Origin of the sequence: Pseudomonas sp. NY15437 (assembly GCF_048068435.1) — a bacterium.
GTDB lineage: Bacteria > Pseudomonadota > Gammaproteobacteria > Pseudomonadales > Pseudomonadaceae > Pseudomonas > Pseudomonas nitroreducens_B.
This window is the reverse complement of the sequence record NZ_JBLUQC010000018.1, coordinates 78264-104776: the sequence shown is the minus strand read 5'-3', so window position 1 is coordinate 104776 and position 26513 is coordinate 78264. Positions and strand designations below refer to the sequence as shown.

At 66.0% G+C, this 26513-nt stretch carries 28 protein-coding genes; 14 read left to right on the top strand and 14 right to left on the bottom strand.

Annotation, left to right across the window (positions count from 1 at the left end; translation table 11 throughout):
• Position 1: 1 nt before the first annotated feature.
• Both ACNFIA_RS28620 and ACNFIA_RS28615 read right to left on the bottom strand, forming a co-directional pair.
• Positions 2 to 283, bottom strand: coding sequence for a Rho-binding antiterminator (locus ACNFIA_RS28620; RefSeq protein ID WP_259753709.1), 282 nt, complete (start codon positions 281 to 283; stop codon positions 2 to 4).
• 8 nt (positions 284 to 291) lie between these two features.
• Positions 292 to 516 carry a glutaredoxin family protein gene (locus ACNFIA_RS28615; protein WP_416790411.1) on the bottom strand — a complete coding sequence of 75 codons (225 nt, stop codon included), beginning with the start codon at positions 514 to 516 and terminating at the stop codon, positions 292 to 294.
• Positions 517 to 630: 114 nt separating this feature from the next.
• Between ACNFIA_RS28615 and ACNFIA_RS28610 the strand changes: the two genes are divergently transcribed.
• Complete coding sequence (locus ACNFIA_RS28610; RefSeq protein ID WP_416790409.1) at positions 631 to 1200, top strand: MarR family winged helix-turn-helix transcriptional regulator; 570 nt, start codon at positions 631 to 633, stop codon at positions 1198 to 1200.
• A gap of 157 nt (positions 1201 to 1357) precedes the next feature.
• On the opposite strand, the gene ACNFIA_RS28605 is transcribed toward ACNFIA_RS28610, so the two are convergent.
• The 4 genes from ACNFIA_RS28605 to ACNFIA_RS28590 all read right to left on the bottom strand — a co-directional run bounded on the left by ACNFIA_RS28605 (position 1358) and on the right by ACNFIA_RS28590 (position 5110).
• The gene (locus tag ACNFIA_RS28605; RefSeq protein ID WP_259753714.1) at positions 1358 to 2647 is read right to left on the bottom strand and encodes an outer membrane protein transport protein; all 1290 of its coding nucleotides are present in this window, start codon (positions 2645 to 2647) and stop codon (positions 1358 to 1360) included.
• A gap of 178 nt (positions 2648 to 2825) precedes the next feature.
• Positions 2826 to 3305, bottom strand: coding sequence for a hypothetical protein (locus ACNFIA_RS28600; protein ID WP_259753716.1), 480 nt, complete (start codon positions 3303 to 3305; stop codon positions 2826 to 2828).
• Positions 3306 to 3488: 183 nt separating this feature from the next.
• Positions 3489 to 4142, bottom strand: coding sequence for a tetratricopeptide repeat protein (locus ACNFIA_RS28595; protein ID WP_259753718.1), 654 nt, complete (start codon positions 4140 to 4142; stop codon positions 3489 to 3491).
• Positions 4143 to 4255: 113 nt separating this feature from the next.
• Entirely contained in the window at positions 4256 to 5110 is an 855-nt protein-coding gene (locus tag ACNFIA_RS28590; protein ID WP_416790406.1) for a sulfurtransferase, read from the bottom strand.
• Between the two features lie 80 nt (positions 5111 to 5190).
• Here ACNFIA_RS28590 and ACNFIA_RS28585 point away from each other — a divergent pair, with 80 nt between their 5' ends.
• Entirely contained in the window at positions 5191 to 5985 is a 795-nt protein-coding gene (locus ACNFIA_RS28585) for a lysophospholipid acyltransferase family protein (protein WP_416790404.1), read from the top strand.
• 21 nt (positions 5986 to 6006) lie between these two features.
• On the opposite strand, the gene ACNFIA_RS28580 is transcribed toward ACNFIA_RS28585, so the two are convergent.
• Positions 6007 to 7068 carry an SMP-30/gluconolactonase/LRE family protein gene (locus ACNFIA_RS28580; protein WP_416790401.1) on the bottom strand — a complete coding sequence of 354 codons (1062 nt, stop codon included), beginning with the start codon at positions 7066 to 7068 and terminating at the stop codon, positions 6007 to 6009.
• Positions 7069 to 7202: 134 nt separating this feature from the next.
• On the opposite strand from ACNFIA_RS28580, the gene rnd reads away from it, so the two are divergent.
• From rnd to ACNFIA_RS28565, 3 genes are all read left to right on the top strand, one after another.
• A complete protein-coding gene (gene rnd, locus ACNFIA_RS28575) occupies positions 7203 to 8342 on the top strand; it encodes a ribonuclease D (protein ID WP_416790400.1) in 1140 nt (379 codons plus the stop codon).
• A gap of 17 nt (positions 8343 to 8359) precedes the next feature.
• Positions 8360 to 8653: a YcgL domain-containing protein gene (locus tag ACNFIA_RS28570; RefSeq protein ID WP_259753728.1), complete on the top strand. Its 294-nt coding sequence runs from the start codon at positions 8360 to 8362 to the stop codon at positions 8651 to 8653.
• A 248-nt stretch (positions 8654 to 8901) separates the two neighbouring features.
• Positions 8902 to 9834, top strand: a complete 933-nt coding sequence (locus ACNFIA_RS28565; protein WP_416790397.1) for a D-2-hydroxyacid dehydrogenase — start codon at positions 8902 to 8904, stop codon at positions 9832 to 9834.
• Positions 9835 to 10045: 211 nt separating this feature from the next.
• Here ACNFIA_RS28565 and ACNFIA_RS28560 read toward each other — a convergent pair whose 3' ends face one another.
• Entirely contained in the window at positions 10046 to 10639 is a 594-nt protein-coding gene (locus ACNFIA_RS28560; protein WP_259753733.1) for a nitroreductase family protein, read from the bottom strand.
• A 245-nt stretch (positions 10640 to 10884) separates the two neighbouring features.
• On the opposite strand from ACNFIA_RS28560, the gene ACNFIA_RS28555 reads away from it, so the two are divergent.
• Positions 10885 to 11334, top strand: coding sequence for a YcgN family cysteine cluster protein (locus ACNFIA_RS28555; RefSeq protein ID WP_259753735.1), 450 nt, complete (start codon positions 10885 to 10887; stop codon positions 11332 to 11334).
• Positions 11335 to 11352: 18 nt separating this feature from the next.
• Here the strand turns inward: ACNFIA_RS28555 and ACNFIA_RS28550 are convergent, their stop codons facing one another.
• A complete protein-coding gene (locus ACNFIA_RS28550; RefSeq protein ID WP_259753737.1) occupies positions 11353 to 11688 on the bottom strand; it encodes a CPCC family cysteine-rich protein in 336 nt (111 codons plus the stop codon).
• A complete protein-coding gene (locus ACNFIA_RS28545; RefSeq protein ID WP_416790395.1) occupies positions 11688 to 13748 on the bottom strand; it encodes a S9 family peptidase in 2061 nt (686 codons plus the stop codon). Before ACNFIA_RS28545 ends, ACNFIA_RS28550 begins: the two co-directional genes overlap by 1 nt.
• A 102-nt stretch (positions 13749 to 13850) precedes the next feature.
• On the opposite strand from ACNFIA_RS28545, the gene ACNFIA_RS28540 reads away from it, so the two are divergent.
• The 4 genes from ACNFIA_RS28540 to ACNFIA_RS28525 all read left to right on the top strand — a co-directional run bounded on the left by ACNFIA_RS28540 (position 13851) and on the right by ACNFIA_RS28525 (position 16225).
• Positions 13851 to 14321: an MFS transporter gene (locus ACNFIA_RS28540; protein WP_259753741.1), complete on the top strand. Its 471-nt coding sequence runs from the start codon at positions 13851 to 13853 to the stop codon at positions 14319 to 14321.
• A gap of 65 nt (positions 14322 to 14386) precedes the next feature.
• Positions 14387 to 14833, top strand: a complete 447-nt coding sequence (locus tag ACNFIA_RS28535; RefSeq protein WP_259753742.1) for an HIT family protein — start codon at positions 14387 to 14389, stop codon at positions 14831 to 14833.
• 3 nt (positions 14834 to 14836) lie between these two features.
• A complete protein-coding gene (locus tag ACNFIA_RS28530; RefSeq protein WP_259753744.1) occupies positions 14837 to 15610 on the top strand; it encodes a class II glutamine amidotransferase in 774 nt (257 codons plus the stop codon).
• A gap of 90 nt (positions 15611 to 15700) precedes the next feature.
• Positions 15701 to 16225, top strand: coding sequence for a DUF2937 family protein (locus tag ACNFIA_RS28525; RefSeq protein ID WP_416790392.1), 525 nt, complete (start codon positions 15701 to 15703; stop codon positions 16223 to 16225).
• A 259-nt stretch (positions 16226 to 16484) separates the two neighbouring features.
• On the opposite strand, the gene aceK is transcribed toward ACNFIA_RS28525, so the two are convergent.
• Positions 16485 to 18221 carry a bifunctional isocitrate dehydrogenase kinase/phosphatase gene (gene aceK, locus ACNFIA_RS28520; RefSeq protein WP_416790391.1) on the bottom strand — a complete coding sequence of 579 codons (1737 nt, stop codon included), beginning with the start codon at positions 18219 to 18221 and terminating at the stop codon, positions 16485 to 16487.
• A gap of 159 nt (positions 18222 to 18380) precedes the next feature.
• Between aceK and ACNFIA_RS28515 the strand changes: the two genes are divergently transcribed.
• Together ACNFIA_RS28515 and ACNFIA_RS28510 are read left to right on the top strand one after the other, a co-directional pair.
• A complete protein-coding gene (locus tag ACNFIA_RS28515) occupies positions 18381 to 18878 on the top strand; it encodes a GNAT family N-acetyltransferase (RefSeq protein WP_416790390.1) in 498 nt (165 codons plus the stop codon).
• Positions 18879 to 18963: 85 nt separating this feature from the next.
• Complete coding sequence (locus ACNFIA_RS28510; RefSeq protein ID WP_416790388.1) at positions 18964 to 19869, top strand: DMT family transporter; 906 nt, start codon at positions 18964 to 18966, stop codon at positions 19867 to 19869.
• Between the two features lie 210 nt (positions 19870 to 20079).
• Here ACNFIA_RS28510 and ACNFIA_RS28505 read toward each other — a convergent pair whose 3' ends face one another.
• From ACNFIA_RS28505 to cysK, 3 genes are all read right to left on the bottom strand, one after another.
• Complete coding sequence (locus tag ACNFIA_RS28505) at positions 20080 to 20982, bottom strand: DMT family transporter (protein ID WP_416790386.1); 903 nt, start codon at positions 20980 to 20982, stop codon at positions 20080 to 20082.
• Positions 20983 to 21544: 562 nt separating this feature from the next.
• On the bottom strand, positions 21545 to 22591 hold the full coding sequence (locus ACNFIA_RS28500) for a polyamine ABC transporter substrate-binding protein (protein WP_416790424.1): 1047 nt from the start codon (positions 22589 to 22591) through the stop codon (positions 21545 to 21547).
• Positions 22592 to 22850: 259 nt separating this feature from the next.
• Positions 22851 to 23825, bottom strand: a complete 975-nt coding sequence (cysK, locus tag ACNFIA_RS28495; protein ID WP_259753754.1) for a cysteine synthase A — start codon at positions 23823 to 23825, stop codon at positions 22851 to 22853.
• Between the two features lie 296 nt (positions 23826 to 24121).
• Here cysK and ACNFIA_RS28490 point away from each other — a divergent pair, with 296 nt between their 5' ends.
• Together ACNFIA_RS28490 and ACNFIA_RS28485 are read left to right on the top strand one after the other, a co-directional pair.
• Positions 24122 to 24967: an AAA family ATPase gene (locus ACNFIA_RS28490; RefSeq protein ID WP_015476360.1), complete on the top strand. Its 846-nt coding sequence runs from the start codon at positions 24122 to 24124 to the stop codon at positions 24965 to 24967.
• 144 nt (positions 24968 to 25111) lie between these two features.
• Positions 25112 to 26293: a vWA domain-containing protein gene (locus ACNFIA_RS28485; protein WP_017518512.1), complete on the top strand. Its 1182-nt coding sequence runs from the start codon at positions 25112 to 25114 to the stop codon at positions 26291 to 26293.
• Positions 26294 to 26513: the final 220 nt, after the last annotated feature.

Sequence of the window (26513 nt, the reverse complement as noted above, 5' to 3'; positions counted from 1 at the left end):
CTCAGCCGGCCGCATTCAGTACCACCCTGCCGAACAGCGCCGGCGCCGACAGTGGCGTGATGGCGTGCAGACGGTCCAGCCGGAGCTCCCGGCTGGCGTCGTCGACCCGCACCTCCAGCGTTTCCTCCAGCGCGCCATCCGGGCGTCGTCGCGTGTGGGTGGTGAAGGCCTGGGCGTCGAACGCCAGGCCGTCACGCAACTCGATACGCAGCCAGTAGCGGTGCAGACAGGCGATCTCCAGGTAGTCGTGCAGATCGCAGTGCAGCGGCTGGTAATCGTTCATGCCCACACCTATTTCAGGTCCGCCAGGGCGGCGCCGAAGTTCAGGTGTAGCACCTGCCCGTCGATCACCAGGGCGGGTACCGATTTCACACCCGCCGCCTCGGCTTCGGCGACGCGCGGCGCCTGCTCGCCCAGGTGCACCACCTCCACTTCTCGGTTCAACAGTGGCAGCAGGGCGCGCTCGGCTTCGACACAGACGGGGCAGCCGGCATGGTAGTAAATGGCGTTGCTCATGTTGCTTCTCCTGATTGAATAGATATCGAATCGATACCATTTCAGTCTGCGAGCGAAATCGGCCTTCTGTCAAACTGGTTTTTGATCGATACTATCTATCGGAGGGATCAGCCCATGACCGATACGACCCTGTACGACTATCTCGAACGCATCGCCAGCCTGATGCGCGCCTGGGCGCGCGAGCAGCCGCTGATGGCCGATCTGCAGCCGATCCAGCTGAGCGCGCTGAACTACCTGGCACGCTGCAACCGCTATTCGAATACGCCGCTGGGGGTAACGGATTTCCTCGGGCTGACCAAGGGCACGGTGTCGCAGTCGCTCAAGGCGCTGGAGGCCAAGGGGTTGATCGAGAAGCGCCCGGACGTCCAGGACCGCCGCAGCGTGCATTTGGAGCTGACCGAGGAGGGCAGGGGGCTGATCGATGCCCTGGTGCCGCCGGCCTTCCTGCGCAAGGCCGAGGAGGCATTGGGGGAGCGCAGCGCGGCGTTGGTCGATCTGTTGCGGGAGTTGCTGGCGACGGTGCAGCGCCAGGAGAACGTGCCGGGCTTTGGCTTGTGCCGGACCTGTCGGTTTCACCAGCAACTGGACGACGGGGCGCTTTGCAGGTTGACCGGCGAGCGCCTGGAAAGCAGCGACGGTGAGCTGATCTGCCGTGAGCATGCCGAGCCGGAGCCGGTGACCTGACGGCAGTGTAGGAGCGAGCTTGCGCGCGAACGGCGTTCGCCGGCGATGTCATCGCCAAGCGGTTCGCGAGCAAGCTCGCTCCTACAGGGCTTTTGCCCCGAATCGCGGGCAAGAAAAAGCCGGGCGTCAGCCCGGCTTTTTCGTGACGCAGACGCTATCAGAAGCGATAGGTCATCTGCGCGGTCAGGCCATGGGCGCTGTTGTCGTACTTGGCGCTGTAGGCCGGCTGCAGGTTGACACCGGCCAGACGCTCGCCGTCAGGCTGGTTGACGCCGGCAGTGGACTCCCACAGGTAGGCGTAGGCGAAGTCGAAGGTCATGTCGGCGTTGGGCGAGTAGCCGGCGCCCAGGGTGAAGATCTTCCGATCGCCCACCGGGATGCGCACGTTGCGGTGCTCGTTGGTGGTCGGCGACGGATCGTAGGCGAAGCCGGTACGCAGGACCCACTGCTGGTCCAGCTGGTAGGAAGTACCGATGGCGGCGGACCAGGTGTCGTGCCAGCTCAGGTCTTCGCCGATGGTGTCGAAGGCGGCCAGCGGGGCGCCGGTGTTCTGCACCTCGATGCTCTTCAAACGGCTCCAGCGCGTCCAGGTGGTGCCACCGTAGACGGTCCAGCGGTCATCCAGCTTCTGGGTGATGGAGAGGTCCAGCGACTCCGGCAGGGTGATGTCCAGGCTGGCATCCATGCGCGAGTCGAACAGGCCGGCCGGCGAGTTGGACACGGTGGTGTGGCCCTTGAGTTCGTACTTCACCTTGGAGTGGTAGGTGGCGCCGATGGAGGTGCTCTCGGTCGGGGTGACCAGCACGCCGACGTTGAAGCCGGCGGCAGTGTCGTCGCCCTTGATGCTGATCTTGGTGTCGTCGCCGTTGCCGCCCAGGGCGCCGTTCAGCGCGCCGGTGGCCAGGTAGTTCTCCAGCTTGCCGTCGATGCGGTTGATGGTCGGGCCGAAGCCGACAGCCACCACGTCGTTGAACTTGTAGCTGATGGTCGGCTGGACGGTGATCACCTGGACCTTGCTGTAGGAACCGTGGGAACGGCCCTGGAAGCCACTTTCGTAGTCGTTGATGATGCCGTAGGGCACGTACACGCCCAGGCCGACGCTGACCTTGTCGTCCAGCGGGGTGGCGAAGTAGCCGAACGGAACGGCGGCTACCGGGACGGAGTCGCCCTTGTTGGAGCCCGTGGCAGTGCTGTGGGCGTCGCTGATGTCATCCTTGGCGGAGACCACGGCCAGACCGCCGCTGACTTCAGTTCGCTTGAGCTTGGAAATGCCGGCAGGGTTGCCGTAGATGGTGCTGGCGTCCAATGCCGAGGAAGCGCGGCCCGCGTAGGCGGTACCGGCGCCGCTGGCGCTCTGCTCGTTGATGGCGATGCCGTTGGCAAGCACCTGAGCGGAGGCAGCGCTGATGGTCAGTGCGAGGGTAGTCTTGAGCCATGTTGTTTTCATTGTAAGAGCAACTCCTGTGTTTATCGGCGCGCAAGCTACCAAGATTCCCGGGTCTTGGGTAGTGGTGGGCAGGCGCTCTACCTTGGGCTTTCGGGTTCAAACAAGCGTTCCATCTGAATGATGGCCGTTCGTCGCTGTATGTAAATAATTTCTGACCGACTGGTCACGTTAAAAAGTCCTACGCGACTCGACTGAAATTTCCGACGTAGCTGTGCCAGGCATCGACGAAATCGTGAAGCCGGCCATGGGGATGGAAGACCTGGCGCCAGACGCGGGCCAGCTCCATGGGATCGTCGGCCAGGGGCAGGGGAAGGCGCTCCGCCTCCACCAGCATCCAGGCGATGGCGGTGCTGTAGCGCAGGTTGACGGTCAGCTCCAGGTGCGGCGCATCGAGGAACGCATGCTGGCTGGCCAGCCCACGCACTCGGCTGGCCAGCTCCGGGTCCAGCGCCAGGAATCCATCCCAGAGCATCTGGTGGCGTTGTTCGCCAATGCGATACAGCCCGTGGCCATGGCTGTCATCGAGGGCGCTCCCCAGCGCCGACTGACAGGCCGCTGCCCCCAGCAGCAGCGATTCGGCCGCGATGCTGTGACGCCCCAGGTAATGCAGGGTGGGGCGGATCACATACTGGCAGAGATCATTCGCGGCGATTCCCATGACATCCCTCGTCATCAATGACCGGCGGGGCTGGGCGTCTTGGCAGCTTCTGATGATTATCCTCGGCCCCGCCGGAAGCGGACTTAGCCGCTCGATTTGAAGTGTAGTGCGATGAAGATGATGTAAAGGACTGTTTTTAAATTGTTTCGTCGGCGCAGAAACCCTTCATATTCCTTCTGGCGATTAGATGCTCGGGGCTAACTCCGGCATCGCAGCGAGCTTTTCCGCGGCTTCCTCGTGGCCCTGGTCAGCGGCCTTCTGGTACCACGCCCGGGCTTGCGCCGGGTTCTTCGCCACGCCGCGGCCCTTGGCGTAGCTCTCGGCGACTTCGAACTCGGCGTCCACGTCGCCCTGCTGGGCCGATAGCAGGTACAGGGCGAAGGCCTTCTTGTAGCTGCGGGTCACGCCGGTGCCGTTCTCGTACATGATCGCCAGGTTGAACTGTGCGTCCTTGTCGCCCTGGTCGACTGCCTTCTGGTACCAGTACACCGCCTTGGCCGAGTCCTGCTCGACGCCGTCGCCGTTGTCGTAGGCATTGCCGAGGTTGTACTGGGCGCAGGCGTGGCCCTGCTGGGCGGCCTTCTCGTACCAGTACGCGGCTTTCTCGTAGTCCTGGTCGTACTCGTCGCTGCCCGAGTCGTATTCCAGGCCGAGCGTGTACTGGGCGCTGGCGTGGCCGGCCTTGGCGGCCTTCACCAGGTCTTCGCCATAGAGGTCGGACCACTCGTCCTGGATGGCGCAGGGGGTCGCTTCCAGTTCGGTCGCGTGGGCGGTGAGGGTGCTGCACAGGCCCAGCAGCAGGCTGGCGAGCAGGGTTTGGCGGATGCGCGAGGGCATGGGATCACTCCTTTGAAAAGTGGGCATGAGTCTGACCGATGCCCGGACACCTATCCATAGGAACGCAAGGCGCCGGTGTGAAGCGCCTTGCGTTTTGTCGTACGAGGCGGCGATCAGTCGCCCTTGGCCACCGGACGCCGGGCGTCGGTGATCCATTCGCTCCAGGAGCCGGCATACAGGCGGCCCAGCGGGTAACCGGCCAGGCTCAGGGCGAACAGGTTGTGGCAGGCGGTGACACCGGAGCCGCAGTAGGCCACCAGGTCCTCGGCGGGGCGGCCGCGCAGCAGGGCGGCAAAGCGCTGGTGCAGGTGTTCCGGGCGCAGGAAGCGGCCGTCGCTGCCGAGGTTGTCGGTGAAGGCTGCGCACTGGGCGCCAGGGATGTGCCCGGCGACCGGGTCGATGGGTTCGATCTCGCCACGAAAGCGCGGCAGACCGCGGGCGTCGATCAGCGGCAGCCCGGTGTCGCCCAGTTTCGCGGCCAGTTCGCTGGCGCTGATCAGCAGGGTGTTGTCCGGCTCGCCGGTGAAATCGCCGGGGCGCAGTGGCGATTCGGCGGTGGTCAGGCGCAGGCCGGCATTGCGCCAGGCGGTCAGGCCGCCATCGAGCAGGTAGACGCCCTCGCGCTTGCCCAGCCACAGCAGCAGCCACCAGGCGCGGGCGGCGAAGGCGCCGGGGCCGTCGTCGTACAGCACCACTTCGCTGTCGGCGTTGAGCCCCCAGGCGCGCAGGTGTTCCTGCAGATGCTGCGGATCGGGCAGCGGGTGGCGGCCGGTGACGCCGGGGATGACGGGCGAGGAAAGGTCGCGGTTGAGGTCGGCGAAATGCGCGCCGGGGATATGGTTTTCCTGGTAACTGCGCGCGCCATAGCCCGGATCTTCGAGGGCGAAGCGGCAGTCGAGCAGAACCAGGTTCGGGTCATCGAGGCGGGCGGCCAGTTGCTCGGGGGTGAGCAGGCGGGCGTGGGTCATGGGCGCGTTCCTGTGTCGTGACAAGGCTTTGGCGCATCATAAGGCTTGTACGATGAAAAGTTGGTGGGGAGTTGGCGAACATGCACAACCAGCAATCGGTGCCGCGCAAGGCCGGCCCGCTGCGCGTCGCCCTGGTGGGCCTGGCGACCGTTCTGATCACCCTGGGCTACAGCGTGCGGGTCCTCGCGCTGGGCGCTGTCGGCCGACTGCGCCGCAGCAAGGTCGATGGCTTTACCCGCGACTGGTCCGGCAGCCTGCTGCGCCTGACCGGCGCGCGCCTGAGCCGTCATGGCGAAGTGCCCGACTTCGGCGATGGCCGCCGCTACATGATCCTGTGCACCCATTCGAGCTTCTACGACATCCCGGCGATCTTCGTGACCCTGCCCGGTTCGATCCGCATGCTGGCCAAGCGCGAGCTGTTCGCCGTGCCGGTGTGGGGCGCGGCGATGCGCGCGGCGGAGTTCCCCTCCATCGACCGGCACAACCGCCACCAGGCCATGGCCGACCTGGCCAAGGCGCGCGAGATGATGGAAAGCGGCATCGTGCTGTGGGCGGCGCCCGAGGGCACGCGCTCGCGGGATGGCAAGCTGCAGCCGTTCAAGAAGGGCTGCTTCCGCCTGGCCCAGCAGACCGACGCGATCATCGTGCCGGTGGCGATCCGCGGCATCCAGCAGTTGCTGCCGGCCGGGGGCCTGAAGCTGAACATCGGCACGCCGGTGGAAGTGCACGTCGGCGCGCCGATCGACTCCACCGCATTCACCGAGCGGGGCATCGATGCGCTGATGAGCGAGGTACGTCAGCGCATGCAGGAACTGCTGGAGCCCTCCGCCGCGCCTGAGCCGGCACCTGCCCTGAAGGAGCAGGCGCCGGCCTGAGCGTCAGTGCAGTGGGAGCCTTCAGCGGATGGGGAGCCGGCCGATGCGGTCGTTCTCCAGGCTGCCCAGGTACAGCACGCCGTTCACCGGCTTGGCCGACGTCACCATGCGCAGGTGCTGGCCGCTGGTGTCGTGCAGGCTGCGCACGATCTCGCCGTGCTCGTTCACCTGGATCACCAGCCCGTAGGGCACCGGCTTGGGCAGCACGGCGCGCGGCAGCTTGGTGAGCTGACGTTTCAGCCAGGGCATCTGCTGGATCACGTCGGCATCCGCCTTGCGCGGTGAGGGCAGGGCGACCCAGAAGGTACCGCTGCGATCACTGGCGAGGTTATCCGGCAGGCCCGGCAGGTTGTCGATGAACACGTCGTGTTGCCCGGCCTTGTCGCCGGTGAGCCAGTAGCGGGTGATGCGGTAGCGGTAGGTCTCGTTGACCAGCACGAAGTCCTCGTGCTGCGACAGCGCCACGCCATTGGCGAAGTACAGGTCCTTGAGCAGCGTCTCGGTCTTGCCGGTGGCCGGGTCGTAACGCAGCAGGCGGCCATGGGGACGGGCCTCGAGCAGATCGAGGATGTAGTCCGGCTGGTGGAAACGGCTGGAAGCGTCGCTGAAATAGATGCGGCCGTCGCTGGCAATGTCCAGGTCATCGGTGAAGGCGAAGGGGATTCCGTCAGCCGAATCGGTCAGCACGCGAATCTTGCCTTGCGGGTTGATCTCCAGCAGCCCCTTCCAGGCGTCGGCGACGATGAGATTACCGCTCTTGTCGAACGCCAGCCCCAGCGGGCGGCCGCCGGTCTGGGCGAAGGTTTCGGCCTTGCCGTCGGCGCCGATGCGCACGATGCGCCCGTCATCCAGCCCGGCGAACACGCGGCCCTGGCTGTCCACGGCGGTGTCTTCGGGGCCGACGATCTGGCCCTGGGCGAGCAGTTCGGCCTTCATCAGGGTGTCGTTGGGTTCCAGTACGCCGGTCATCGCCGGCGCCTTGGGCGGCGTCCAGGCCAGCGGGTCGATGGGGCTGGGCGTGAGTGCCAGGTAGACCGCGAGGGCTACGACCAGCAGGACGACCAGTCCGAGGAGTTTTTTCATGCGCAAGCTGCCTTCTTGTCGTTGTGGGCGGGGCAAAGCGTAGAAGTTGCCATGCAGTCATCACAGACCGATGGCCGAGTGGAATGCTCGCACATCCAGCATCTCTATATAATGCGCGCACCGAAACGAAGGAGATGTTCGTGACCGTCCTCGACATACAGTGGATTCGCGACGATGCCACCCTGGAGCGCAAGTGCCAGGATTGGAAAGAACTGCCGTACCTCGCGCTCGATACCGAGTTCATGCGTGTCGATACCTTCTACCCGGCCGCCGGGCTGGTGCAGGTGGGCGACGGCAGTGGCGTGTGGCTGATCGACCCGCTGCTGATCCGCGACTGGTCGCCGTTCGCCGCGGTGCTGGAATCGCCGCTGGTGGTGAAGGTGTTCCACGCCTGCGGCGAGGACCTGGAAGTCTTCCAGCGCCTGACCGGCAGCCTGCCGCAGCCGCTGTTCGACACCCAGCTGGCCGCCGCCTACCTGGGCATGCCGCATTCCATGGGTTACTCCCGGCTGGTGCTGGAAATCCTCGGCCTCGACCTGCCCAAGGACGAAACCCGCTCCGACTGGCTGCAGCGCCCGCTGACCGACATGCAGGTGCGCTACGCCGCCGAGGACGTGCAGCACCTGGCCGAGGTCTACGTGAAGCTCGCGCCGCGCCTGAGCGACGAGAAGCTGCAGTGGCTGCTGGCCGATGGTACCGACCTGACCCTTAACCAGAGCCGCGTCAGCGACCCGCAGGAGGCCTACCTCGACGTCAAGCTGGCGTGGAAGCTGGACCGCCAGCAACTGGCCGTGCTGCGGGAGTTGTGCATCTGGCGCGAGGAACAGGCGCGCCTGCGCAACAAGCCGCGCAACCACATTCTGCGCGAGCACACCCTGTGGCCGCTGGCGCGCTTCCAGCCCAGCGACAAGGTCGCCCTGGCCCGCATCGATGACATGCACCCGCGCACCGTGCGCCAGGACGGCGATACCCTGATCGCGCTGATCGCCCACGCGGCGAAACTGCCCGAGTCCGCCTGGCCGCAGACCCTGCCCGAGCCGCTGCCGCGCGAAGTCACGCCGGTGCTGAAGAAGCTGCGCGAAGTCGGCCAGAAGCAGGCCGAGCGCCTGGAAATGGCGCCCGAACTGATGTTGCGCAAGAAGATTCTCGAAGCCCTGCTCAAGACCGGCTGGCCCAACGGCCCCTACCACCTGCCCGATTCGCTGCAAGGCTGGCGCCGCGAGCTGATGGGGCAGGCCCTGCTGGACAGCCTGGCTGCCCCCACTGCCGAATAACGCGGAAAAATCAGACCATGAAACGCATCTGCTCCATCTACAAAAGTCCGCGCAAGAACGAGATGTACCTGTACGTCGACAAGCGCGAAGCCCTGAGCCGCGTGCCCGAGGCGCTGCTCGCCGCGTTCGGCGCACCGCAACACACCTTCGACCTGGTGCTGAGCCCGGAACGCCAGCTGGCCCGCGAAGACATCAACGTGGTGCTGGAGAACATCGAGAAGCAGGGTTTCCACCTGCAGATGCCGCCGGCGGAAGAGGAGTACATCCAGCACCTGCCCGAGGAATTGCTGCGGCGTAACGATCCGGTCTGACCGGGACTGCCTGGTCATTCCCCTCAGGCCGTGTATCGCTCAGTGCTTGCACTGTGCAAATACGCGGCCTGAGCGCATTATGCAGGGGTAAAAAGGGTTCAACGGAGCGGAACGCTTGGTCTCTGGCTGTGTCTATAGCCGCCTGACTTCCCTAGAACTGATGACGATTTCCCCAGGGAAGCTCCCTTGAAGCGAGTCCAGATGCGCCAGCCGGATACCCACCACCGTTCGAAGCGAAAGGCCTGACCATGCGCCTGCTCGTACTCGATCGTGAACATTCCCTGTATGCCGCCCTGCTGATGGCGGCCGAACCCCGTCTGACGGTGATCTCCGGCAGCGATCCGGACAAGCTGCTGGAGGCGGCGGCGGAGTGCCCCGTGTGGCTCGGCGAGCCGACCCTGGCCGCGCAGCTGCTGCGCCAGGGCGTGCACCCGGTGTGGATCCAGTCCAGCTGGGCCGGCATCACCCCGCTGCTGGCGGACGACCTGCCCAAGGACTACGCCCTGACCCGCGCCGTCGGCATCTTCGGCCAGGTCATGACCGAATACCTGCTCACCTACATGCTTGCCCACGAGCGGCAGTTCCTCGGCCGGCTCGCCAGCCAGGTCGGCGTGCAGTGGGATGACCGCGCACCGGGCAGCCTGAGTGGCCGGCATGTCCTCATCGTCGGCACCGGCGAGATCGGTCAGGCCGTGGCGCACATGCTGGCGCCCTTTGGCGTGGAGCTCGTCGGCGTGGCGAAGAGTCCGCGCACCCTGGTGCCCTTCGGCCGCATGGGTGGGCTGGATGACCTGCCGCGCCTGGCCGAGACGGCCGACTACGTGATCAACCTGCTGCCCGACACGCCGGAAACCGCCGATATCTACAACCTCGCGCTGTTCCAGCGGATGAAGCCCACCGCGCTGTTCCTCAACGCCGGGCGCGGCACATCGGTGGTGGATGAGGACCTGGTTGCCGCGCTGGAAGCCAACCAACTGGCCGGCGCGGTGATCGACGTCTGCCGCCAGGAGCCGCTGCCGGCTTCGCACCCGTTCTGGCATACGCCGCGCCTACTGCTCACCGGGCACACCGCCGCGCCGACGCTGCCGAGCCTGCTGATCGACCTGTTCCGCGACAACCTCACGCGCTTCTGGGCGGGGCAGGCCATGCGCGGCGAAGTGGATTTCGCCCGCGGCTACTGACCGCTCGCCGACGTGAAAAAGGCCCCGCAAGGGGCCTTTTTCGTTGGAGCGCTTTTCGTAGGAGCGAGCTTGCTCGCGAACCTGCCTGGCACGGTGCCAAGCGGTTCGCGGGCAATCTCGCTCCTATACGCCGGCCGCACCCGAGCTGTGCAGGATCGCGCCATGCGCGCGATCGCGGGCATGGCCCGCTCCTACAGGGAGCCGTGTTCAGTCAGAGCGAGAAATCGCCCTCGGCGACGATCTCTGCCAGCGGGCGGCGCGTGTTGGGGATTTCGCGGGCCTGCAGGCTCTCCGAGAGGATCGCCTTGTCGCCCAGCTTGCCGATGGCGATCACCGCGTGGATTTCATGGTCCGCCGGGACCTTCAGCTCGGTGCGCGCCAGTTCGCGGTCGAAGCCGGCCATGCCGTGGGTGTGCCAGCCGGCCAGGCTCGCCTGCAGGGCGAGGAAGCCCCAGGCGGAACCGGTGTCGAAGCTGTGCCACAGGGCGGGCTTCTCTTCGCTGGAGCCGGGCGGGGCGAAGGTGGTCTTCGACAGCACGACGACCAGCGCCGACGCATGCTGCGCCCAGCTGCGGTTGAATTCGCCGAGCAGGTTCAGGTAACGCTGCCAGTTCGGCGTGTCGCGCAGGGCGAAGAGGAAGCGCCAGGGCTGCGAGTTGAACGAAGACGGCGCCCAGCGCGCGGCCTCGATGAAGCTCAGCAGGGTCTCTTGGGGAATGGCTTCGCCGTTGAAGGCGCGGGGCGACCAGCGATTGATGAACTGCGGGTCGATCGGGTGCTCGGAAACGCGAGGATTGGCGCTCATGGTGGCTCCTTGAAGGGGAAATCTGCCGATGGTGCCGTGGTCGGCCGGGCATCGCGGTGGGATCGGGCGCAAGGCGGGTCGCGCGGCACTGTGGAGAAGGCAGGCGGACCGCACCCGTGGGCCGATCAAACTACCCAGCGCCGCTCGCTCTGGCAAGCGCGGCACGGTCAATGGTCGCCTGCGCTTGGCCTGGGCGCGCGGCGGGCTTAGACTTTGCGCCCCGTGAAATCGCCCCTGACGCAAAAATGGCCGCCAAAGTCGAACCCTTCTGGAAACGCAAGACCCTCGACCAGCTCGATCAGGACGAGTGGGAGTCGCTGTGCGACGGCTGCGGCCTGTGCTGCCTGCAGAAGTTGGAAGACGAGGACGACGGCACCGTCTACTACACGCGCATCGCCTGCAAGCTGCTGGACCTGAAGACCTGCCGTTGCACCGACTACGCCAACCGCCGCGCCAGCGTGCCCGATTGCATCCAGCTCACCCCGGCGCAGGCCGACGAGTTCCGCTGGCTGCCGCCGACCTGCGGCTACCGTCTGGTGTCCGAAGGCAAGGACCTGCCGCTGTGGCACCACCTGGTCTGCGGTGATCCGGACGCGGTGCACCACGAGCGGATTTCCCAGTCCGGACGCATGCTCGCCGAGGGCTCGGTGCCCGAGGACGACTGGGAAGAGCACCTGATCTTCCGCGCCGGCTGATCCTGCCGGCGGAAATCGTCAGTCGCGCAGCCAGTAGCAGGCCTCTTCGCCGGACAGTGGTTTCTCCGCGTCCGGCAGCGCCACGCGCTTTTCCCACAGCGGGAACCAGCGCTCGTCCTTCTCGTCATCGATGGTCGCCGGGCGCACCTGGGCGCGGAAGCGTCGCTCGCACGCGCCCCATTGCACGAAGTTGACCTGCGCCTCGATCAGGCTCACGGCGTTGGCGCCGCCGCGCGCGTCGGGGAAGCAGAGCTGCAGGTGGTCGTCTTCCCAGAAGCATATTTCACAGGTTTCGTACGACCCCGGAGGGTCGCCGAAGCTGAAGTAGCCGCAGCAGGGGCAGGTATAGAGCATCAGGCGTTGCCGTCGATGCCCAGTACCTTGAGCAGGAAGGCGTACTCCAGCGCCACGTCCTTCAGGCCCTGGTAGCGGCCGCTCATGCCGCCGTGGCCGGCGCCCAGGTCGGTCTTGAGCAGCAACAGGTTGCTGTCGGTCTTGCTCACCCGCAGCTTGGCCACCCACTTGGCCGCTTCCCAGTACTGCACGCGGCTGTCGTTGTACCCGGCGACCACCAGCAGGGCGGGGTAGTCCTGGGCGCTGACGTTCTCGTAGGGCGCGTAGGCGCGGATGCGCTCGTAGACCTCCGGCTCCTGCGGGTTGCCCCACTCGTCGTACTCGGTGACGGTGAGCGGCAGGTCGGGGTTGAGCATGCTGTTGAGCACGTCGACGAAGGGCACCTCGGCGATGGCCGCGGCGAACAGCTGCGGGCGCTGGTTGAGTACCGCGCCGATCAGCAGGCCGCCGGCGCTGCCGCCGCTGATGGCCAACTGCGCCGGGGTGCTGTAGCCATGCTTGAGCAGGTGCTCGGCGCAGGCGATGAAGTCGCTGAAGGTGTTCTGCTTGTGTTCCAGCTTGCCGGCGCGGTACCAGGCTTCGCCCAGCTCGCCGCCGCCGCGCACGTGGGCGATGGCGAAGACGAAACCGCGCTCCAGCAGGCTCAGGCGGGCGTGGGAGAACCACGGGTCGAGGCTCTCGCCGTACGCGCCATAGCCGTAGAGATAGAGCGGTGCCGGCGTGCCGCGGGCGACGCCTTCGAGCACGTCGCGGCGGCCAACCAGGCTGATCGGCACTTGCACGCCATCGGCAGCGTCGGCCCAGAGGCGGCGGCTTTCGTAGGCGTCGGCGTCGAACGGGCCTTCCACCGGCGTCTGCTTGAGCACCTTCTGCTCACCGCTGGCGAGGTCCAGCTGGCGAATCTGCGCCGGTCGGTTGAGTGCCTCGTAGCGCAGGCGGATGACCGGGCTGTCGAACTCCAGGCTGTCCTGCACGTAGAGGTTGTAGGCAGCATCGGGCAAATCCACGCGGTGCGCCGGTTGGCCGTGCGGGTGCACCTCGACGATCGGCAGGCCGCCTTCGCGCAGGCTCAGGGTCAGGGCACTGGCGCTCAGGGTCAGGCCTTCGAGCATTACCTCGTCGCGGTGCGCCACCAGCTCGTGCCAGTGCTCGCGGGTCGGCTGCGTTTCGCTGGCGTGATAGAGCGCGAAGTTGATGCCGGTCTGGTTGCTGCGGATCAGCCAGGCCCAGTCGCCGTTCAGACGGCCGTGGTCCGGGTAGTACTCATGGCCTTCCTCGCGCGGCGCCAGGCAGACGAATTCGCCCTCGGGCGTGTTGGCGTCCAGCACCCAGGCCTCGCTGGTGGTCTTGCTATTGAGCAGCAGCACCAGTTGGCGCTCGGAGCTGGCGCGGTAGCAGTTGAGGAAGAAACGGCCGTCCGGCTCCTCGAAGATCAGTTGGGCATCACTGTCGCCCAGGCGGTAGCGATACAGCTTGTGCGGGCGGTGGGTGTCGTCCAGTTCGCCGAAGAACAACGTACGGTTGTCGTTGGCCCAGGTCAGGCTGCCGTCGCAGTCCTCGAAGGGCAGGGTGGTGACGCTGCCGTCAGCCAGCTCCTTCACATAGAGGGTGTAGATCTCGTCGCCGCTGGTATCCAGGCTGTAGGCCAGCTTCGAATGATCGGGGCTGATGCTGAAGGCGCCAACTGACAGAAAGCCGTCGCCCGCCAGTTCGTTCGGGTCCAGCAGCAGCTGTTCGGCGCTTTCCTCGACGGTCAGCGAGCCATCGGCGGGCCGCGGGCTGCGGTAGTGGCGCGGGTATTCGTCGCCGGCGGTGGTGCGCTGGTAGTAGAGCCAGGGGCCCCAGGGCGTGGGCAACGACAGGTCGGTCTCGCGGATACGCCCCTTGATTTCCTGGAAGAGCGTTTCGCGCAGCGCTGTCTGAGGAAGAAGCCGATCTTCCAGGTAGGCATTTTCTGCTTTCAGGTAGTCAAGGACGTCCTCTGAATCGCGGTTTTCCAGCCAGGCATACGGATCGGCGGCCGCTTCGCGGCGGGCGATGGGGGGCTGACGGTCGGTCATGGCGGCTCCTGGTGGCGGCATGGATGACGCCTGGCTGCGCACCCATGGGGAAAAGCAGCTATCATACGCACCCCTCTGTCGACACCGCACGTACGCACGCGCATGAACGAACACGATTACCTGTTTGCCTGGGGCGCCTATGTCGCCGCCGGCCTTGGCCTGACCCTGGTCTGGTTCCTGATGACCGGCTGGATGTGGCGCTGGCTGCGCGAGCCGCTGCGGGTGATCGTCATCGTCCTGCTGTTCACCCCGACCCCGGTGGACCCGGCGAACAACCTGTACGCCCCGGCCATCGCCATCACCGCGCTGGACGTGGTGTTCAAGGTGGGCAACAACGCCTGGCGCGCCGTTTCCGACCTGGCCCTGGTGCTGCTGGCGGCGTTCGGCCTGTACCTATTGTTCGTGGCGGTGCGCTGGCCGCTGGAGCGTTCGTTGAAGAAGCGCCGCCAGGACAAGGCAGCGGAAGACGAACCCACCCTGCGCCAGCTGATGCAGCCGGAGCTGGTGGAAGGCGTGGATGCCCATCCCAGCGAGCGGCGCGACAATCGCGCCCGGATCGAGCCGCGCCTCTGACGCCGGCCTTGCGTCCTGCTCCTCACGCGTCCAGCATGAACTGAACGGCCTCTCGAGGAGTTCCCATGGACTGCGTGTTCTGCGCCATCGCGGCCGGCCGCGTGCCGGCCCGTATCCTCTACGAAGACGATCATTTCATCGTGCTGCTGGACATCTACCCGCTGCGCCCCGCGCACCTGCTGCTGGTGGCACGCGAGCATGCGACCTTCCTGCACCAGCTTTCGCCGGACGCGCAACAGGGGCTGATCCCGCTGGCCGAACGCATGCAGCGCGTGCTGCGGCGTGCCGGCTACGGCCGGGTCGGCATCAACCTGCTGGTCAATGATGGCCCTGCGGCCAACCAGCACGTCGCCCATTTTCACCTGCACCTCATCCCCCGCGAGCTGAGCGACCTGCCCGCCTTGCTGCTGCGCGCGGTCACGCGGTTCCTGCCGCTGGGGCGCAAAAGGATGCACAATCGCCTGGATCGCGAGCTGCATCAGCTGCGCGAAGCACTGATGGAGGAGAACTGATTCATGTGCGAGTTGCTCGGCATGAGCGCCAACGTCCCGACGGACATCGTCTTCAGTTTCACTGGGCTGATGCAACGCGGCGGCGGCACCGGCCCGCACCGCGATGGCTGGGGCATCGCCTTCTATGAGGGGCGCGGCGTGCGGCTGTTCCAGGACCCCTCGGCGAGCGTCGACTCGGAAGTCGCGCGGCTCGTGCAGCGCTATCCGATCAAGAGCGAGGCGGTGATCGGCCACATTCGCCAGGCCAATGTCGGCAAGGTCTGCCTGTCCAACACGCACCCGTTCGTGCGCGAGATGGGCGGGCGCTACTGGACCTTCGCCCACAACGGCCAGCTCGCCGACTTCCACCCCGAGCCCGGCCTGTACCGCGCGGTGGGCGACACCGACAGCGAGGCGGCCTTCTGCGACCTGCTCAACCGCGTGCGCCGCGCCTTCCCCGAGCCGGTGCCGGTGGAAGTGCTGCTGCCAACGCTGGTCACCGCGTGCGCCTCCTACCGCGAGAAGGGCGTGTTCAACTGCCTGCTCAGCGATGGCGACTGGTTGTTCACCTTCTGCAGCACCAAGCTGGCCTGGATCACCCGCCGTGCGCCGTTCGGCCCGGCACGCCTGCGCGATGCCGACCTGACGGTGGACTTCCAGTCGGAAACCACGCCCAACGACGTGGTCACGGTGATCGCCACCGAGCCGCTGACCGACAATGAAAACTGGACCCTGATGCAGGGCGGCGAGTGGATGCTCTGGTGGCGGGGCGAGATCGTCACCCAGGGGCGTATCTGAGCGGGACGTGAAGCATTCCCGGTGCGCCGGGGCGGCAATCGGGAGAATGCCGGGGCGCCTTGCACATCATAAGAACGAAAGGGGGAAACAATGCTGCGCAGCTACGTACGCCTGGTGCTGTTCGCACTGGGGTTGATGGTCGCGGTCCAGATTCCGGGCTTCATCAAGGATTACGCGCAACGCGTCGATGCCCACCGCATCGAGGCGACCCAGGCATTGCAGGGGTTCAAGGATACGTCCGGGCAGTTCTTCAAGGGCGATCTGAATGCCCTGGTGGCGCATTACCGTGGCAGCGCCGACCCGGTGTTTCAGCGCGACGCCGACAACATCGAGCGGCTGATCCGCCGCGCCCAGTTGTTCGAGAATGAATGGCAGGCGCTGCAGGGCAACTGGTACCAGCGCGCCCTGCACATGGTGACCGCGCCGAATCACGAGCTGCTGCAGGAGACCTACGCCAACTACCGTTACCAGGTGGTACTGGAGCCCGAGGCCATCGGCTGGGCGCTGGCCGGCGGCCTGCTGCTGGCGTGGATCGCCGAAGTGCTGATGGCCTCGGTCGCCGCGCTGGTGGGGCTGGGGGATAACCGCCGGGCGTCGCGGCGGCATTGGAACTGATCGCTGAGGTTTCTGCAGGTCGAACTCCGTTACACCCGCCAGCGTAGGAGCGGACTTGTCCGCGATGACATTCGGCGCGATGGGGGCCAATCGCGGACGGAGTCCGCTCCTACGAGAGCATTTCACCGTTGCCGCGCCTCGGCAGCTCTTCGTAGGAGCGAGCTTGCTCGCGAACCTCCGTCTACCGGACGAAATGGTCTCAGGCGACGCGCCAGAATTCATGAGCCAGCTCACTCCAGCAGGTCGTGCCCGGCCTGCTTCACCGCGCCAGCGCTTGCTCCGGCGACTCATGCCGGCGGTAGGGAAACACGTCGATCACCTTCCCCGCGCGAATCTGCTCCTGCAGGCTCTTCCAGTAGTCGGCGTCGAACAGGTTGCCGTGCAGCTTGGCAAACTGCCGGCGCAGCTTCAGGTCGACGAACAGGAAGCGCGGGAATTCCTCGGGGAACACGTCCATCGGCCCCACCGAGTACCAGGGCTCGGATGACATCTCGTCTTCCTCGTAGCGGGCCGGCGGGATGTGGCGGAAGTTCACCTCGGTGAGGTAGCTGATCTCGTCGTAGTCGTAGAACACCACGCGGCCATGGCGGGTGACGCCGAAATTCTTCAGCAGCATGTCGCCGGGGAAGATGTTCGCCGCCGCCAGTTGCTTGATCGCCAGGCCGTAGTCCTTCAGCGCCTCTTCCACCTGCGCGGGCGTGGCGTGTTCCAGGTAGATGTTCAGCGGGGTCATGCGGCGCTCGGTCCAGCAGTGGCGGATCAGCACCACGTCGCCCTCCAGCACCACGGTGGAGGGCGCGACCTCCAGCAGTTCGGCGAGGCAGTCCGGGTCGAACTTGCGCACCGGGAAGCGGAAGTCGGCGAACTGCTGGGTGTCGGCCAGGCGCCCGACGCGGTCGTGGTTCTTCACCAGCTGGTACTTCTGGATCACCGTGGCATGGTCCACGGTCTTGGCCGGGTTGAAGTTGTCCTTGATGATCTTGAACACCGTGTTGAAGCCCGGCAGGGTGAACACGCTCATCACCATGCCGCGCACGCCGGGGGCCATGACGAAGCGGTCGTCGGTGGTGGCCAGGTGGTTGATCAGCGCGCGGTAGAACTCGCTCTTGCCCTGCTTGTAGAAGCCGATGGAGGTGTACAGCTCTGCGATGTGCTTGCCCGGCAGCAGGCGCTTGAGGAAGGCGACCATCTCCGCCGGCACCGGCGCGTCGACCATGAAGTAGGAGCGGGTGAAGGAGAAGATGATCGAGACTTCCGCCTCGTCGGTGATCACCGTGTCGAACTGGATGCCGCGCCCCTCGTGGTGGACCAGCGGGAACACCAGCGGCCACTGCTCGTCCGGGGTGAACAGGCGGCCCACGACATAGGCGCCCTTGTTGCGGTAGAACACCGAGCCGATCAGCTCGATGGTCAGGGTCGGATCCTTGCACACCCAGTCCGGCAGGTTGGCGTGCAGCAGGCTGTCCATGCGCTGCAGGTCGCGCTCGCGATCGTCGTAGTCCACGGCGAAGCGGTAGTCGTCGAAGATGCGCTCCAGCGCTTGGCGCAGCTGGCCGCCGGGGCGGTAGATGCGCGTGTGCGGGTCGCGCGAGTGGGCGCGCAGCGAGGGCCGGGTGGTGTGCACGAACATCGTGCCGTCGCTGATGTTGTCGTGGCTGAACAGGCCGCAGAAGATCGAGTTGAACCAGGTCTCGGCCAGTTCGTCGTCCAGCCGCGGGTCGATGAGGGTGATGTAGGCGCTCTTGACGATGGGCCAGCGCTCGACGTCCACCAGGTCGATGCCGGCCATGGCGCGGGTGAGGCGGCCGACGGTCTCGGCGACCATTTCCTCGTACAGCTCGATGCGCTCGGCAGAGGCGCGCTGGGCCTCCTGCCATTGTGCCTGCTCGAAACGCGCGGGCGCTCCGGCGGTGATCTGGTGGAACTTCGCACGGTAGTCGTCGAAGCCTTCGAGGATCAGGGTCGCGATCTCGGTCGCCGGCCAGTGCTGAGCCATGGGAGCGCCTCTGCTGGGTTCTTGTGCAGCGAGCTTAGCCACGGGGGGCGGTGAGGGAAAGGGTGGATTCGCCAGGTTCTGGTGCAACTTTCCGGCAAGTTTCGCGCGTATGCTGGTCAGCCTTCCTCCTGGAAAACCCCGGCAAGGAGCCGCCGCGTAATGGACGACATCCGCACCGAACGCTGCACCGAGCAGCACATCCCGGGCCTTGCGGCCCTCTACAACGACCCGGCCGTGGCCCGCCAGGTGCTGCAGATGCCGTACCAGGCCCCGGAGCTGTGGCGCAAGCGACTGGTGCTGGACGACGAGCGCCGGGTGACGCTGATGGCGAAGCAGCAGGACCAGGTGATCGGCAGCGCCAGCCTGGAGCAGTTTCCCCGCGTGCGCCGCAGCCACTGCGGCAGCATCGGCATGGGAGTGGCTGTCGCCTGGCAGGGCCGCGGGCTGGGCACGCGGCTGCTGACCGAGCTGATGGAGGTGGCCGACAACTGGATGGGCCTGCGCCGCGTCGAGCTGACCGTCTACACCGACAACGCGCCGGCCATTGCGCTGTACCGCAAGTTCGGCTTCGAGGTCGAAGGCACGCTGCGCGAATTCGCCCTGCGCGACGGTGTATATGCCGACGTGCTGAGCATGGCGCGGCTGCGCCGCGCCTGAGAGTGGACTTTGAAAGTCAGCTGTGGATGGATGGTCTTCACCACTGGCGTAGGCTGGTGGTCTGCCCGCTCTGGAGTCTTCCGCGATGAACATCGCTGCCTTGTTCAACCTGCTCGCCCTGGCCGCCATCTGGGGCGCCAGCTTCCTCTTCATGCGCCAGTTGGTGCCGGCGATCGGCGTGATGCCGACGGCGTTCTTCCGGGTCTTCCTGTCGGCTATCGGCCTGGTGGTCATCCTGTTGGCGATGCGTACCCGCTGGGACTTTCGCGGCAAGCTGTGGCGCATCCTGCTCATCGGCGTGATCAGTTCGGGCATCCCGGTGCTGATGTACAGTCTGGCGGCGCAGACGCTGCCGGCGGGTTACTCGGCGATCTTCAACGCCACCACGCCGCTGATGGGCGTGCTGATCGGCTCGCTGTTCTTCGGCGAGGCGCTCACCGGCGCCAAGGCCGGCGGCGTGCTGCTGGGGCTGGCGGGCGTTGCGGTGCTCACCCGCGCCGGCCCCGTGCCGTTTGACGCCGGGCTGCTCTGGGGCGCTGCCGCGTGCCTGGTGGCAACCACCTGCTACGGCTTCGCCGGCTTCATCACCAAGCGCTGGATCAATGACCAGGGCGGGCTGGATTTCGCCGTCTCGGCCCTGGGCAGCCAGACCGGCGCGACCCTGTGCCTGCTGCCGTTCTTCCTCGGCACCAGCCTGGACATGCCGCTGGCGCCGCTGGCCGAGCCGAAGGTCCTGCTGGCGCTGGCGGGGTTGGGCTTGCCCTGCACCTCGTTCGCCTACGTCCTGTACTTCCGCCTGCTGGCCAGCATCGGCCCGCTGAAGACCATGACGGTGACCTTCCTGATCCCGCCGTTCGGCGTGTTCTGGGGCGTGCTGCTGCTGGACGAGTCGCTGTCCTGGGCGCACCTGCAGGGCGGCGTGCTGATCGCCCTGGCGCTGTGGCTGGTGCTGCGCCCGGCGCCATTGCCGAAGGTGGAGGCGGCGGGGTGAGGCTCAACAGGCGTTCTCTGATAGCGCTTACCTAAGGGGCGCCCTCTCCCCAGCCCTCTCCCTGAAGGGAGAGGGAGCCTTCCTCGGCGAGATTCGAGATCTGTGTTCTCCCGGTGAGAACAAGGAGCTTCGAAACTTCCAGGCTGTGCCGGACAGTCCCCTCTCCCTTCAGGGAGAGGGTTAGGGAGAGGGCAAGCCCCCTCAGCGCTATCAGTTATCCACAACCCGCACCGCCCCGGTAACCCTCACCGGAGCCGCCTGGCGAAACACCAGCATCAACCCCACCACGATCAGCCCCATGCCCAGCAGGCCGAGGGCGGACAGCCGATTGCCGAACACCGCGTAATCCATCAGCGCCGTGACCGCCGGCACCAGGTAGAACAGGCTGGTGACATTGACCAGGTTGCCCGCCGCGATCATCCGATAGAGCAGCACGGTGGCCAGCACCGAGACCATCAGCCCCATCCATAGCGCGCTGAGGATGAACGCCGCATTCCACTCCACGTGCAGCGGCTGGAACGGCGCGACGGCGAGGCACAACAGGAGCCCGGCGATGTACTGCAGGGGCAGGGTGCCCAAGGGGTTCTCGCGGATGTTCTTCTGCAGGATCGAACCGCCGGTGATCGACAGCAGTGCGAGCAGGCTGCACGCCAACCCGGCGAAGCTCAGCCCGGCCAGTCCGATGCTCTGGTAGACCACCATCACCAGCCCGATCAGCCCCAGCGCGAGACCGCCCAGCCGCGCTGGCGAATGCCGGCGTTCGAGCAGGAAGCTGGTCAGCATCGGCTGCACGCCCAGCACCGTGGCGATGACGCCGGGGGTAACGTGCAGGTCCAGCGCCATCAGGTAGAAGATCGGGTAGATGCCCAGCATGACCAGGCCGGTGAGCACGGCCTGGCGCACCGCCTTGCGTCCGCGCGGCCAGCGCAGGCCGAGCAGCGGCGAGAGGATCAGCAGCGCCGCCAGGGCCGTCCCGAAGCGGGCGACGAGGAAGGCCATCGGCGAGGCCTGGGCCAGGCCCCATTTGCTGATGATGGCGGCGCTGCTCCACAGCAGCACGAACAGGGAGGTACTGGCCAGGCCGGCCAGTGTCGAGCGGTTGAGCGAAATCATGGCATTGCACCTGTCGTCAGGCAGATCACGACCGGCCGTCGTTGGCCGGCCACAGGCCGGGAGCCGCGTCCGTTGGCGCGCAGGACCGGGCAGTGGAAAACGCGTGGGGCGTCAGCGACTCACGCCGGGTGGCAGAGGCGGCGCAACAGCGACGACAGGAGGAGGGCAGGTGCTGCCCATACCCGCGCCGCGGGCCGGGGAGGCTGCAGCGGTGTTTGCCGGATCGGGCAATGGGTATCGGGACATGGCGGGCAGACCTGTGCAGTGGCGCAGCCAGCGTGCTGCGTGGGCTGACTATAACGGCGCAGCGGGCCCGCCGCGAGCGGTGTGCGAGTCGCGCGGCAATTCGCGACTTCTGCGACAGAAACGACCGCGCAGGCAGAATGCTCCAGTGCTGATGCCTTTCGGAGGAGCGAGCTTGCTCGCGAACCGATATTCGTCGCGGGCTTCGTTCGCGAGCCAGCTCGCTCCTGCAGGGAGGTTCCGCGAAATCCGGCCCGGTGCCATCGACAGAAACGACAACGCGCGGCCAGGGCCGCGCGTTGTCAGGCAAGGGTGACGCTTACTTGCCGGTCTTGATGGTGTTCCAGGTGCGGGTGCGCACGCGGTCGATCTTCATCGGCATGGATTCGAGGGCGAACAGCTTGGCCATCTTGTCCTGCGGCGGGTAGATCGCCGGGTCAGCCTTGATCGCCTTGTCCACCAGCGGGTCGGCGGCCAGGTTGCCGTTGGCGTAGTGCACGTAGTTGCTCACGCCGGCCATCACGTCCGGGCGCAGCAGGTAGTTCATGAAGGCGTAGGCGGCCTTCTCGTCCGGTGCGTCGTTGGGCATGGCGACCATGTCGAACCACAGCGGCGAGCCTTCCTTCGGGGTGGAGTACTGGATTTCCACACCGTTCTTGGCTTCCTTGGCGCGGGTGGCGGCCTGCAGGATGTCGCCGGAGAAGCCGACGGCTACGCAGATCTCGCCGTTGGCCAGGTCGCTGACGTACTTGGAGGAGTGGAAGTAGCGGATGTACGGACGCACCTTGAGCAGCGCTTCCTCGGCCTTCTTGTAGTCATCCAGCTTCTGGCTGTGATGCGGCAGGCCCAGGTAGTTCAGGGTGATCGGCAGCAGCTCCGGGCCGTTGTCAAGCACCGCCACGCCGCACTTGGCCAGCTTCTCCATGTTCTCGGGCTTGAAGAAGAGGTCCCAGGAGTCGATCGGCGCGTTGTCGCCCAGCACTTCCTTGACCTTCGCCGGGTTGTAGCCGACGCCGGTGGTGCCCCACAGATAGGGGAAGCCGTGCTCGTTGCCCGGATCGTTCACTTCCAGCGCCTTCATCAGCACCGGGTTGAGATTCTTCCAGTTCGGCAGCTGGCTCTTGTCCAGCTTCTTCAGCGCGCCGGCCTGGATCTGCTTGGCCATGAAGTGGTTCGACGGCACCACGATGTCGTAACCGGATTTGCCGGTCATCAGCTTGCCATCGAGGGTCTCGTTGCTGTCGTAGACGTCATAGGTCGCCTGGATGCCGGTTTCCTTGGTGAAGGTCGGCACGGTGTCCGGGGCGATGTAGTCGGACCAGTTGTAGATCTTCACGCTGTCGGCCTGGGCGGCGCCGGCGGCCATCGTGAGCGAGAGTGCAAGGGTGGAGAGCAACGGGGCGGAAATTTTCATTCTTGTGTTCCTGACAACGGTGCGGAATGCCCAGGCCATCTGCGAAAGATGAGCGACGCTGCGTCGCGGGCTGGGCAAGAATTAACCATTTTGTCGGAACATGGCGAGGGGCCATGGCTGCCTGCGGGTCCGCAGACAGCGCACGTGACTGCAATCGCACCGATTCGGAACGGCAGGTGGGAATCCGCCCCGCAAAGGGGCGGAATAGAGCTTACTGGACCAGTTCCTGATCCTCGAACAGGCCGTCGAAGAGCATGGTGGAGAGGTAGCGCTCGCCCGAATCCGGCAGCACCACGACGATGGTCTTGCCCTGCATGGTCGGCTCTTCGGCGAGCTTCACCGCGGCGGCCATGGCGGCGCCGCTGGAGATGCCGCAGAGGATGCCTTCTTCCTGCATCAGGCGCAGGGCCATGTTCTTGGCATCCTCGTCGGCGATGGTGGCGACGCGGTCGACCAGCGACAGGTCGAGGTTCTTCGGCACGAAGCCGGCGCCGATGCCCTGGATCTTGTGCGGGCTGGGCTTGACCTCTTCGCCGGCCAGGGTCTGGCTGATCACCGGCGAGCCGACCGGCTCCACGGCCACCGACAGGATCGGCTTGCCCTTGGTGTTCTTGATGAAGCGCGACACCCCGGTGATGGTGCCGCCGGTGCCAACGCCCGCCACCAGCACGTCCACCGCGCCATCGGTGTCGTTCCAGATTTCCGGGCCGGTGGTCTTCTCGTGGATCGCCGGGTTGGCCGGGTTGTCGAACTGTGCCGGCATGAAGTACTTCGCCGGGTCGCTGGCGAGGATTTCCTCGGCCTTGGCGATGGCGCCCTTCATGCCCTTGGCCGGCTCGGTCAGCACCAGTTCGGCGCCCAGGGCCTTGAGCACCTTGCGCCGCTCCAGGCTCATGGAGGAGGGCATGGTGAGGATCAGCTTGTAGCCGCGGGCGGCGGCGACGAAGGCCAGGCCGATGCCGGTGTTGCCCGAGGTCGGCTCGACCAGGGTCATGCCCGGCTTCAGGCGGCCGTTGGACTCGGCATCCCAGATCATGTTGGCGCCGATCCGGCACTTCACCGAGTAGCCCGGGTTGCGCCCTTCGATCTTGGCCAGGATGGTGACGCCGCGCGGGGCGATGCGGTTGATCTGTACCAGCGGCGTGTTGCCGATGGACTGCGCGTTGTCTGCGTAAATGCGGCTCATGATGAGAGTCCTTGTCGCTCGAAGGTGATCCGAAAGCCTATGCCCAGCCCGCCCTCCAGTCCAGACGCAGAACCGGCGCAAAGATGGGCGCGGCCTCGCAGGCGCCGGGCTTCACTGGAAACCGCAAAGCGCCGCCGGATATCACGCGTGGCTAGGCCGGGCGCGACCGGGCATTCAGTGACTGAATGCCCGTCCTGCGTTCACAGTCGAGTGCCATGCGCGTTATAGTCGCAGTCCCCCACACGCACATTTCCGCCCGGGCCTACCCCCGGCCGCTACCGTTCGAGGATTCACCGATGAAGTTCGAAGGCACCCAGTCCTACGTCGCCACCGACGACCTCAAGCTGGCGGTCAACGCCGCCATCACCCTGCAGCGGCCGCTGCTGGTGAAAGGCGAGCCGGGCACCGGCAAGACCATGCTGGCCGAGCAGCTGGCGGAGTCCTTCGGCGCCAAGCTGATCACCTGGCACATCAAGTCCACCACCAAGGCCCACCAGGGCCTCTACGAGTACGACGCGGTCAGCCGCCTGCGGGACTCGCAGCTGGGCGTGGACAAGGTCCACGACGTGCGCAACTACATCAAGAAGGGCAAGCTCTGGGAGGCCTTCGAGGCCGAGGAGCGCGTGATCCTGCTGATCGACGAGATCGACAAGGCCGACATCGAGTTCCCCAATGACCTGTTGCAGGAACTCGACAAGATGGAGTTCTTCGTTTACGAGACCAACGAGACCATCAAGGCCAAGCAGCGCCCGATCATCATCATCACCTCCAACAACGAGAAGGAGCTGCCGGACGCCTTCCTGCGCCGCTGCTTCTTCCACTACATCGCCTTCCCCGACCGCGAGACCCTGCAGAAGATCGTCGACGTGCACTACCCCAAGATCAGCGGCACGCTGGTCAGCGAGGCGCTGGACATCTTCTTCGACGTGCGCAAGGTGCCGGGCCTGAAGAAGAAGCCTTCCACCTCCGAGCTGGTGGACTGGCTGAAGCTGCTGATGGCCGACAACATCGGCGAAGCCGTGCTGCGCGAGCGCGACCCCACCAAGGCCATCCCGCCGCTGGCCGGTGCGCTGGTGAAGAACGAGCAGGACGTGCAACTGCTCGAACGCCTGGCGTTCATGAGCCGCCGCGCCAGCCGCTGATGCTTTTGCTCCCTCTCCCTTCAGGGAGAGGGCGGGGGAGAGGGAGATGGTCCCGTGCCGTGCTTGCCCTCTCTCTAACCCTGGCTACGCGCCCCGCTCCGAAGGGAGAGGGAACCGTTACCTGCGATTTCCGAGGGCATATCCATGCTGCTCAACCTGTTCAACGAAATGCGCGCGGCCAAGGTGCCGGTGTCGGTGCGCGAGCTGCTCGACCTGATCGATGCGCTCAAGCACCGCGTCGTGTTCGCCGACATGGACGAGTTCTACTACCTCGCCCGCACCATCATGGTGAAGGACGAGCGCCATTTCGATAAGTTCGACCGGGCCTTCGGCGCCTACTTCAAGGGCCTGGAAAAGCTCGACGACCACCTCAAGGCGCTGATCCCCGAAGAGTGGCTGCGCAAGGAATTCGAGCGCCTGCTGACCGACGAGGAGCGCGCGCAGATCCAGTCCCTGGGCGGCCTGGACAAGCTCATCGAGGAGTTCAAGAAACGCCTGGAAGAGCAGAAGGAACGCCACGCCGGCGGCAACAAGTGGATCGGCACCGGCGGCACCAGCCCGTTCGGTTCCGGCGGCTTCAACCCCGAGGGCATCCGCGTCGGCGACGCCGGCAAGCGCCAGGGCAAGGCCGCCAAGGTGTGGGACCAGCGCGAGTACAAGAACCTCGACGACCAGGTCGAGCTGGGCACGCGCAACATCAAGATCGCCCTGCGCCGCCTGCGCAAGTTCGCCCGCGAAGGCGCGGCGGAAGAGCTGGACATCGACGGCACCATCGACCACACCGCCAAGGATGCCGGCCTGCTCAACATCCAGATGCGCCCCGAACGCCGCAACACCGTGAAGCTCCTGCTGCTGCTGGATATCGGTGGCTCCATGGACGCCCACGTGAAGGTTTGCGAGGAACTGTTCTCGGCCTGCAAGACCGAGTTCAAGCACCTGGAGTATTTCTACTTCCACAACTTCATCTACGAGTCGGTGTGGAAGAACAACCTGCGCCGCTCCAGCGAGCGCACGGCCACCTTCGACCTGCTGCACAAGTACGGACCGGACTACAAGGTGGTGTTCGTCGGCGACGCCGCCATGGCGCCCTACGAGATCACCCAGGCCGGCGGCAGCGTCGAGCACTGGAACGAGGAAGCCGGCTACGTGTGGATGCAGCGCTTCATGGAGAAGTACAAGAAGCTCATCTGGATCAACCCGTACCCCAAGGACACCTGGAACTACACCGCTTCCACGGGCCTCGTGCGCGAGCTGGTGAAGGAGCAGATGTACCCGCTGACCTTGAGCGGCCTGGAAGAAGGCATGCGCTTCCTCTCCCGCGGTTGACCGCTTGCGGGCCCCAGGACAGTGCATCTGCACCGTCCGGTGTCCACAAAGGTAACCCCGCGCGCGGGCCGATGAAGGCCCGCGGCGCGTTCCAGGCCCCGTCCCATGGGGATCGATCCGGCCACGCTGGGTGGCCGGCACGCAACTTGCCTGCCCCTGAGCTGCGCTTGAGCCGGTAACACACCCGCCGGCGCGCCGTAGCGTCTACGATGGGCACGAC

Coding starts and splice junctions, on each gene's coding strand:
- ACNFIA_RS28620 (WP_259753709.1), bottom strand. CDS start 283: ATGAACGATTACCAGCCGCTGCACTGCGATCTGCACGACTACCTGGAG.
- ACNFIA_RS28615 (WP_416790411.1), bottom strand. CDS start 516: ATGAGCAACGCCATTTACTACCATGCCGGCTGCCCCGTCTGTGTCGAA.
- ACNFIA_RS28610 (WP_416790409.1), top strand. CDS start 631: ATGACCGATACGACCCTGTACGACTATCTCGAACGCATCGCCAGCCTG.
- ACNFIA_RS28605 (WP_259753714.1), bottom strand. CDS start 2,647: ATGAAAACAACATGGCTCAAGACTACCCTCGCACTGACCATCAGCGCT.
- ACNFIA_RS28600 (WP_259753716.1), bottom strand. CDS start 3,305: ATGGGAATCGCCGCGAATGATCTCTGCCAGTATGTGATCCGCCCCACC.
- ACNFIA_RS28595 (WP_259753718.1), bottom strand. CDS start 4,142: ATGCCCTCGCGCATCCGCCAAACCCTGCTCGCCAGCCTGCTGCTGGGC.
- ACNFIA_RS28590 (WP_416790406.1), bottom strand. CDS start 5,110: ATGACCCACGCCCGCCTGCTCACCCCCGAGCAACTGGCCGCCCGCCTC.
- ACNFIA_RS28585 (WP_416790404.1), top strand. CDS start 5,191: ATGCACAACCAGCAATCGGTGCCGCGCAAGGCCGGCCCGCTGCGCGTC.
- ACNFIA_RS28580 (WP_416790401.1), bottom strand. CDS start 7,068: ATGAAAAAACTCCTCGGACTGGTCGTCCTGCTGGTCGTAGCCCTCGCG.
- rnd (WP_416790400.1), top strand. CDS start 7,203: ATGTTCGTGACCGTCCTCGACATACAGTGGATTCGCGACGATGCCACC.
- ACNFIA_RS28570 (WP_259753728.1), top strand. CDS start 8,360: ATGAAACGCATCTGCTCCATCTACAAAAGTCCGCGCAAGAACGAGATG.
- ACNFIA_RS28565 (WP_416790397.1), top strand. CDS start 8,902: ATGCGCCTGCTCGTACTCGATCGTGAACATTCCCTGTATGCCGCCCTG.
- ACNFIA_RS28560 (WP_259753733.1), bottom strand. CDS start 10,639: ATGAGCGCCAATCCTCGCGTTTCCGAGCACCCGATCGACCCGCAGTTC.
- ACNFIA_RS28555 (WP_259753735.1), top strand. CDS start 10,885: ATGGCCGCCAAAGTCGAACCCTTCTGGAAACGCAAGACCCTCGACCAG.
- ACNFIA_RS28550 (WP_259753737.1), bottom strand. CDS start 11,688: ATGCTCTATACCTGCCCCTGCTGCGGCTACTTCAGCTTCGGCGACCCT.
- ACNFIA_RS28545 (WP_416790395.1), bottom strand. CDS start 13,748: ATGACCGACCGTCAGCCCCCCATCGCCCGCCGCGAAGCGGCCGCCGAT.
- ACNFIA_RS28540 (WP_259753741.1), top strand. CDS start 13,851: ATGAACGAACACGATTACCTGTTTGCCTGGGGCGCCTATGTCGCCGCC.
- ACNFIA_RS28535 (WP_259753742.1), top strand. CDS start 14,387: ATGGACTGCGTGTTCTGCGCCATCGCGGCCGGCCGCGTGCCGGCCCGT.
- ACNFIA_RS28530 (WP_259753744.1), top strand. CDS start 14,837: ATGTGCGAGTTGCTCGGCATGAGCGCCAACGTCCCGACGGACATCGTC.
- ACNFIA_RS28525 (WP_416790392.1), top strand. CDS start 15,701: ATGCTGCGCAGCTACGTACGCCTGGTGCTGTTCGCACTGGGGTTGATG.
- aceK (WP_416790391.1), bottom strand. CDS start 18,221: ATGGCTCAGCACTGGCCGGCGACCGAGATCGCGACCCTGATCCTCGAA.
- ACNFIA_RS28515 (WP_416790390.1), top strand. CDS start 18,381: ATGGACGACATCCGCACCGAACGCTGCACCGAGCAGCACATCCCGGGC.
- ACNFIA_RS28510 (WP_416790388.1), top strand. CDS start 18,964: ATGAACATCGCTGCCTTGTTCAACCTGCTCGCCCTGGCCGCCATCTGG.
- ACNFIA_RS28505 (WP_416790386.1), bottom strand. CDS start 20,982: ATGATTTCGCTCAACCGCTCGACACTGGCCGGCCTGGCCAGTACCTCC.
- ACNFIA_RS28500 (WP_416790424.1), bottom strand. CDS start 22,591: ATGGCCGCCGGCGCCGCCCAGGCCGACAGCGTGAAGATCTACAACTGG.
- cysK (WP_259753754.1), bottom strand. CDS start 23,825: ATGAGCCGCATTTACGCAGACAACGCGCAGTCCATCGGCAACACGCCG.
- ACNFIA_RS28490 (WP_015476360.1), top strand. CDS start 24,122: ATGAAGTTCGAAGGCACCCAGTCCTACGTCGCCACCGACGACCTCAAG.
- ACNFIA_RS28485 (WP_017518512.1), top strand. CDS start 25,112: ATGCTGCTCAACCTGTTCAACGAAATGCGCGCGGCCAAGGTGCCGGTG.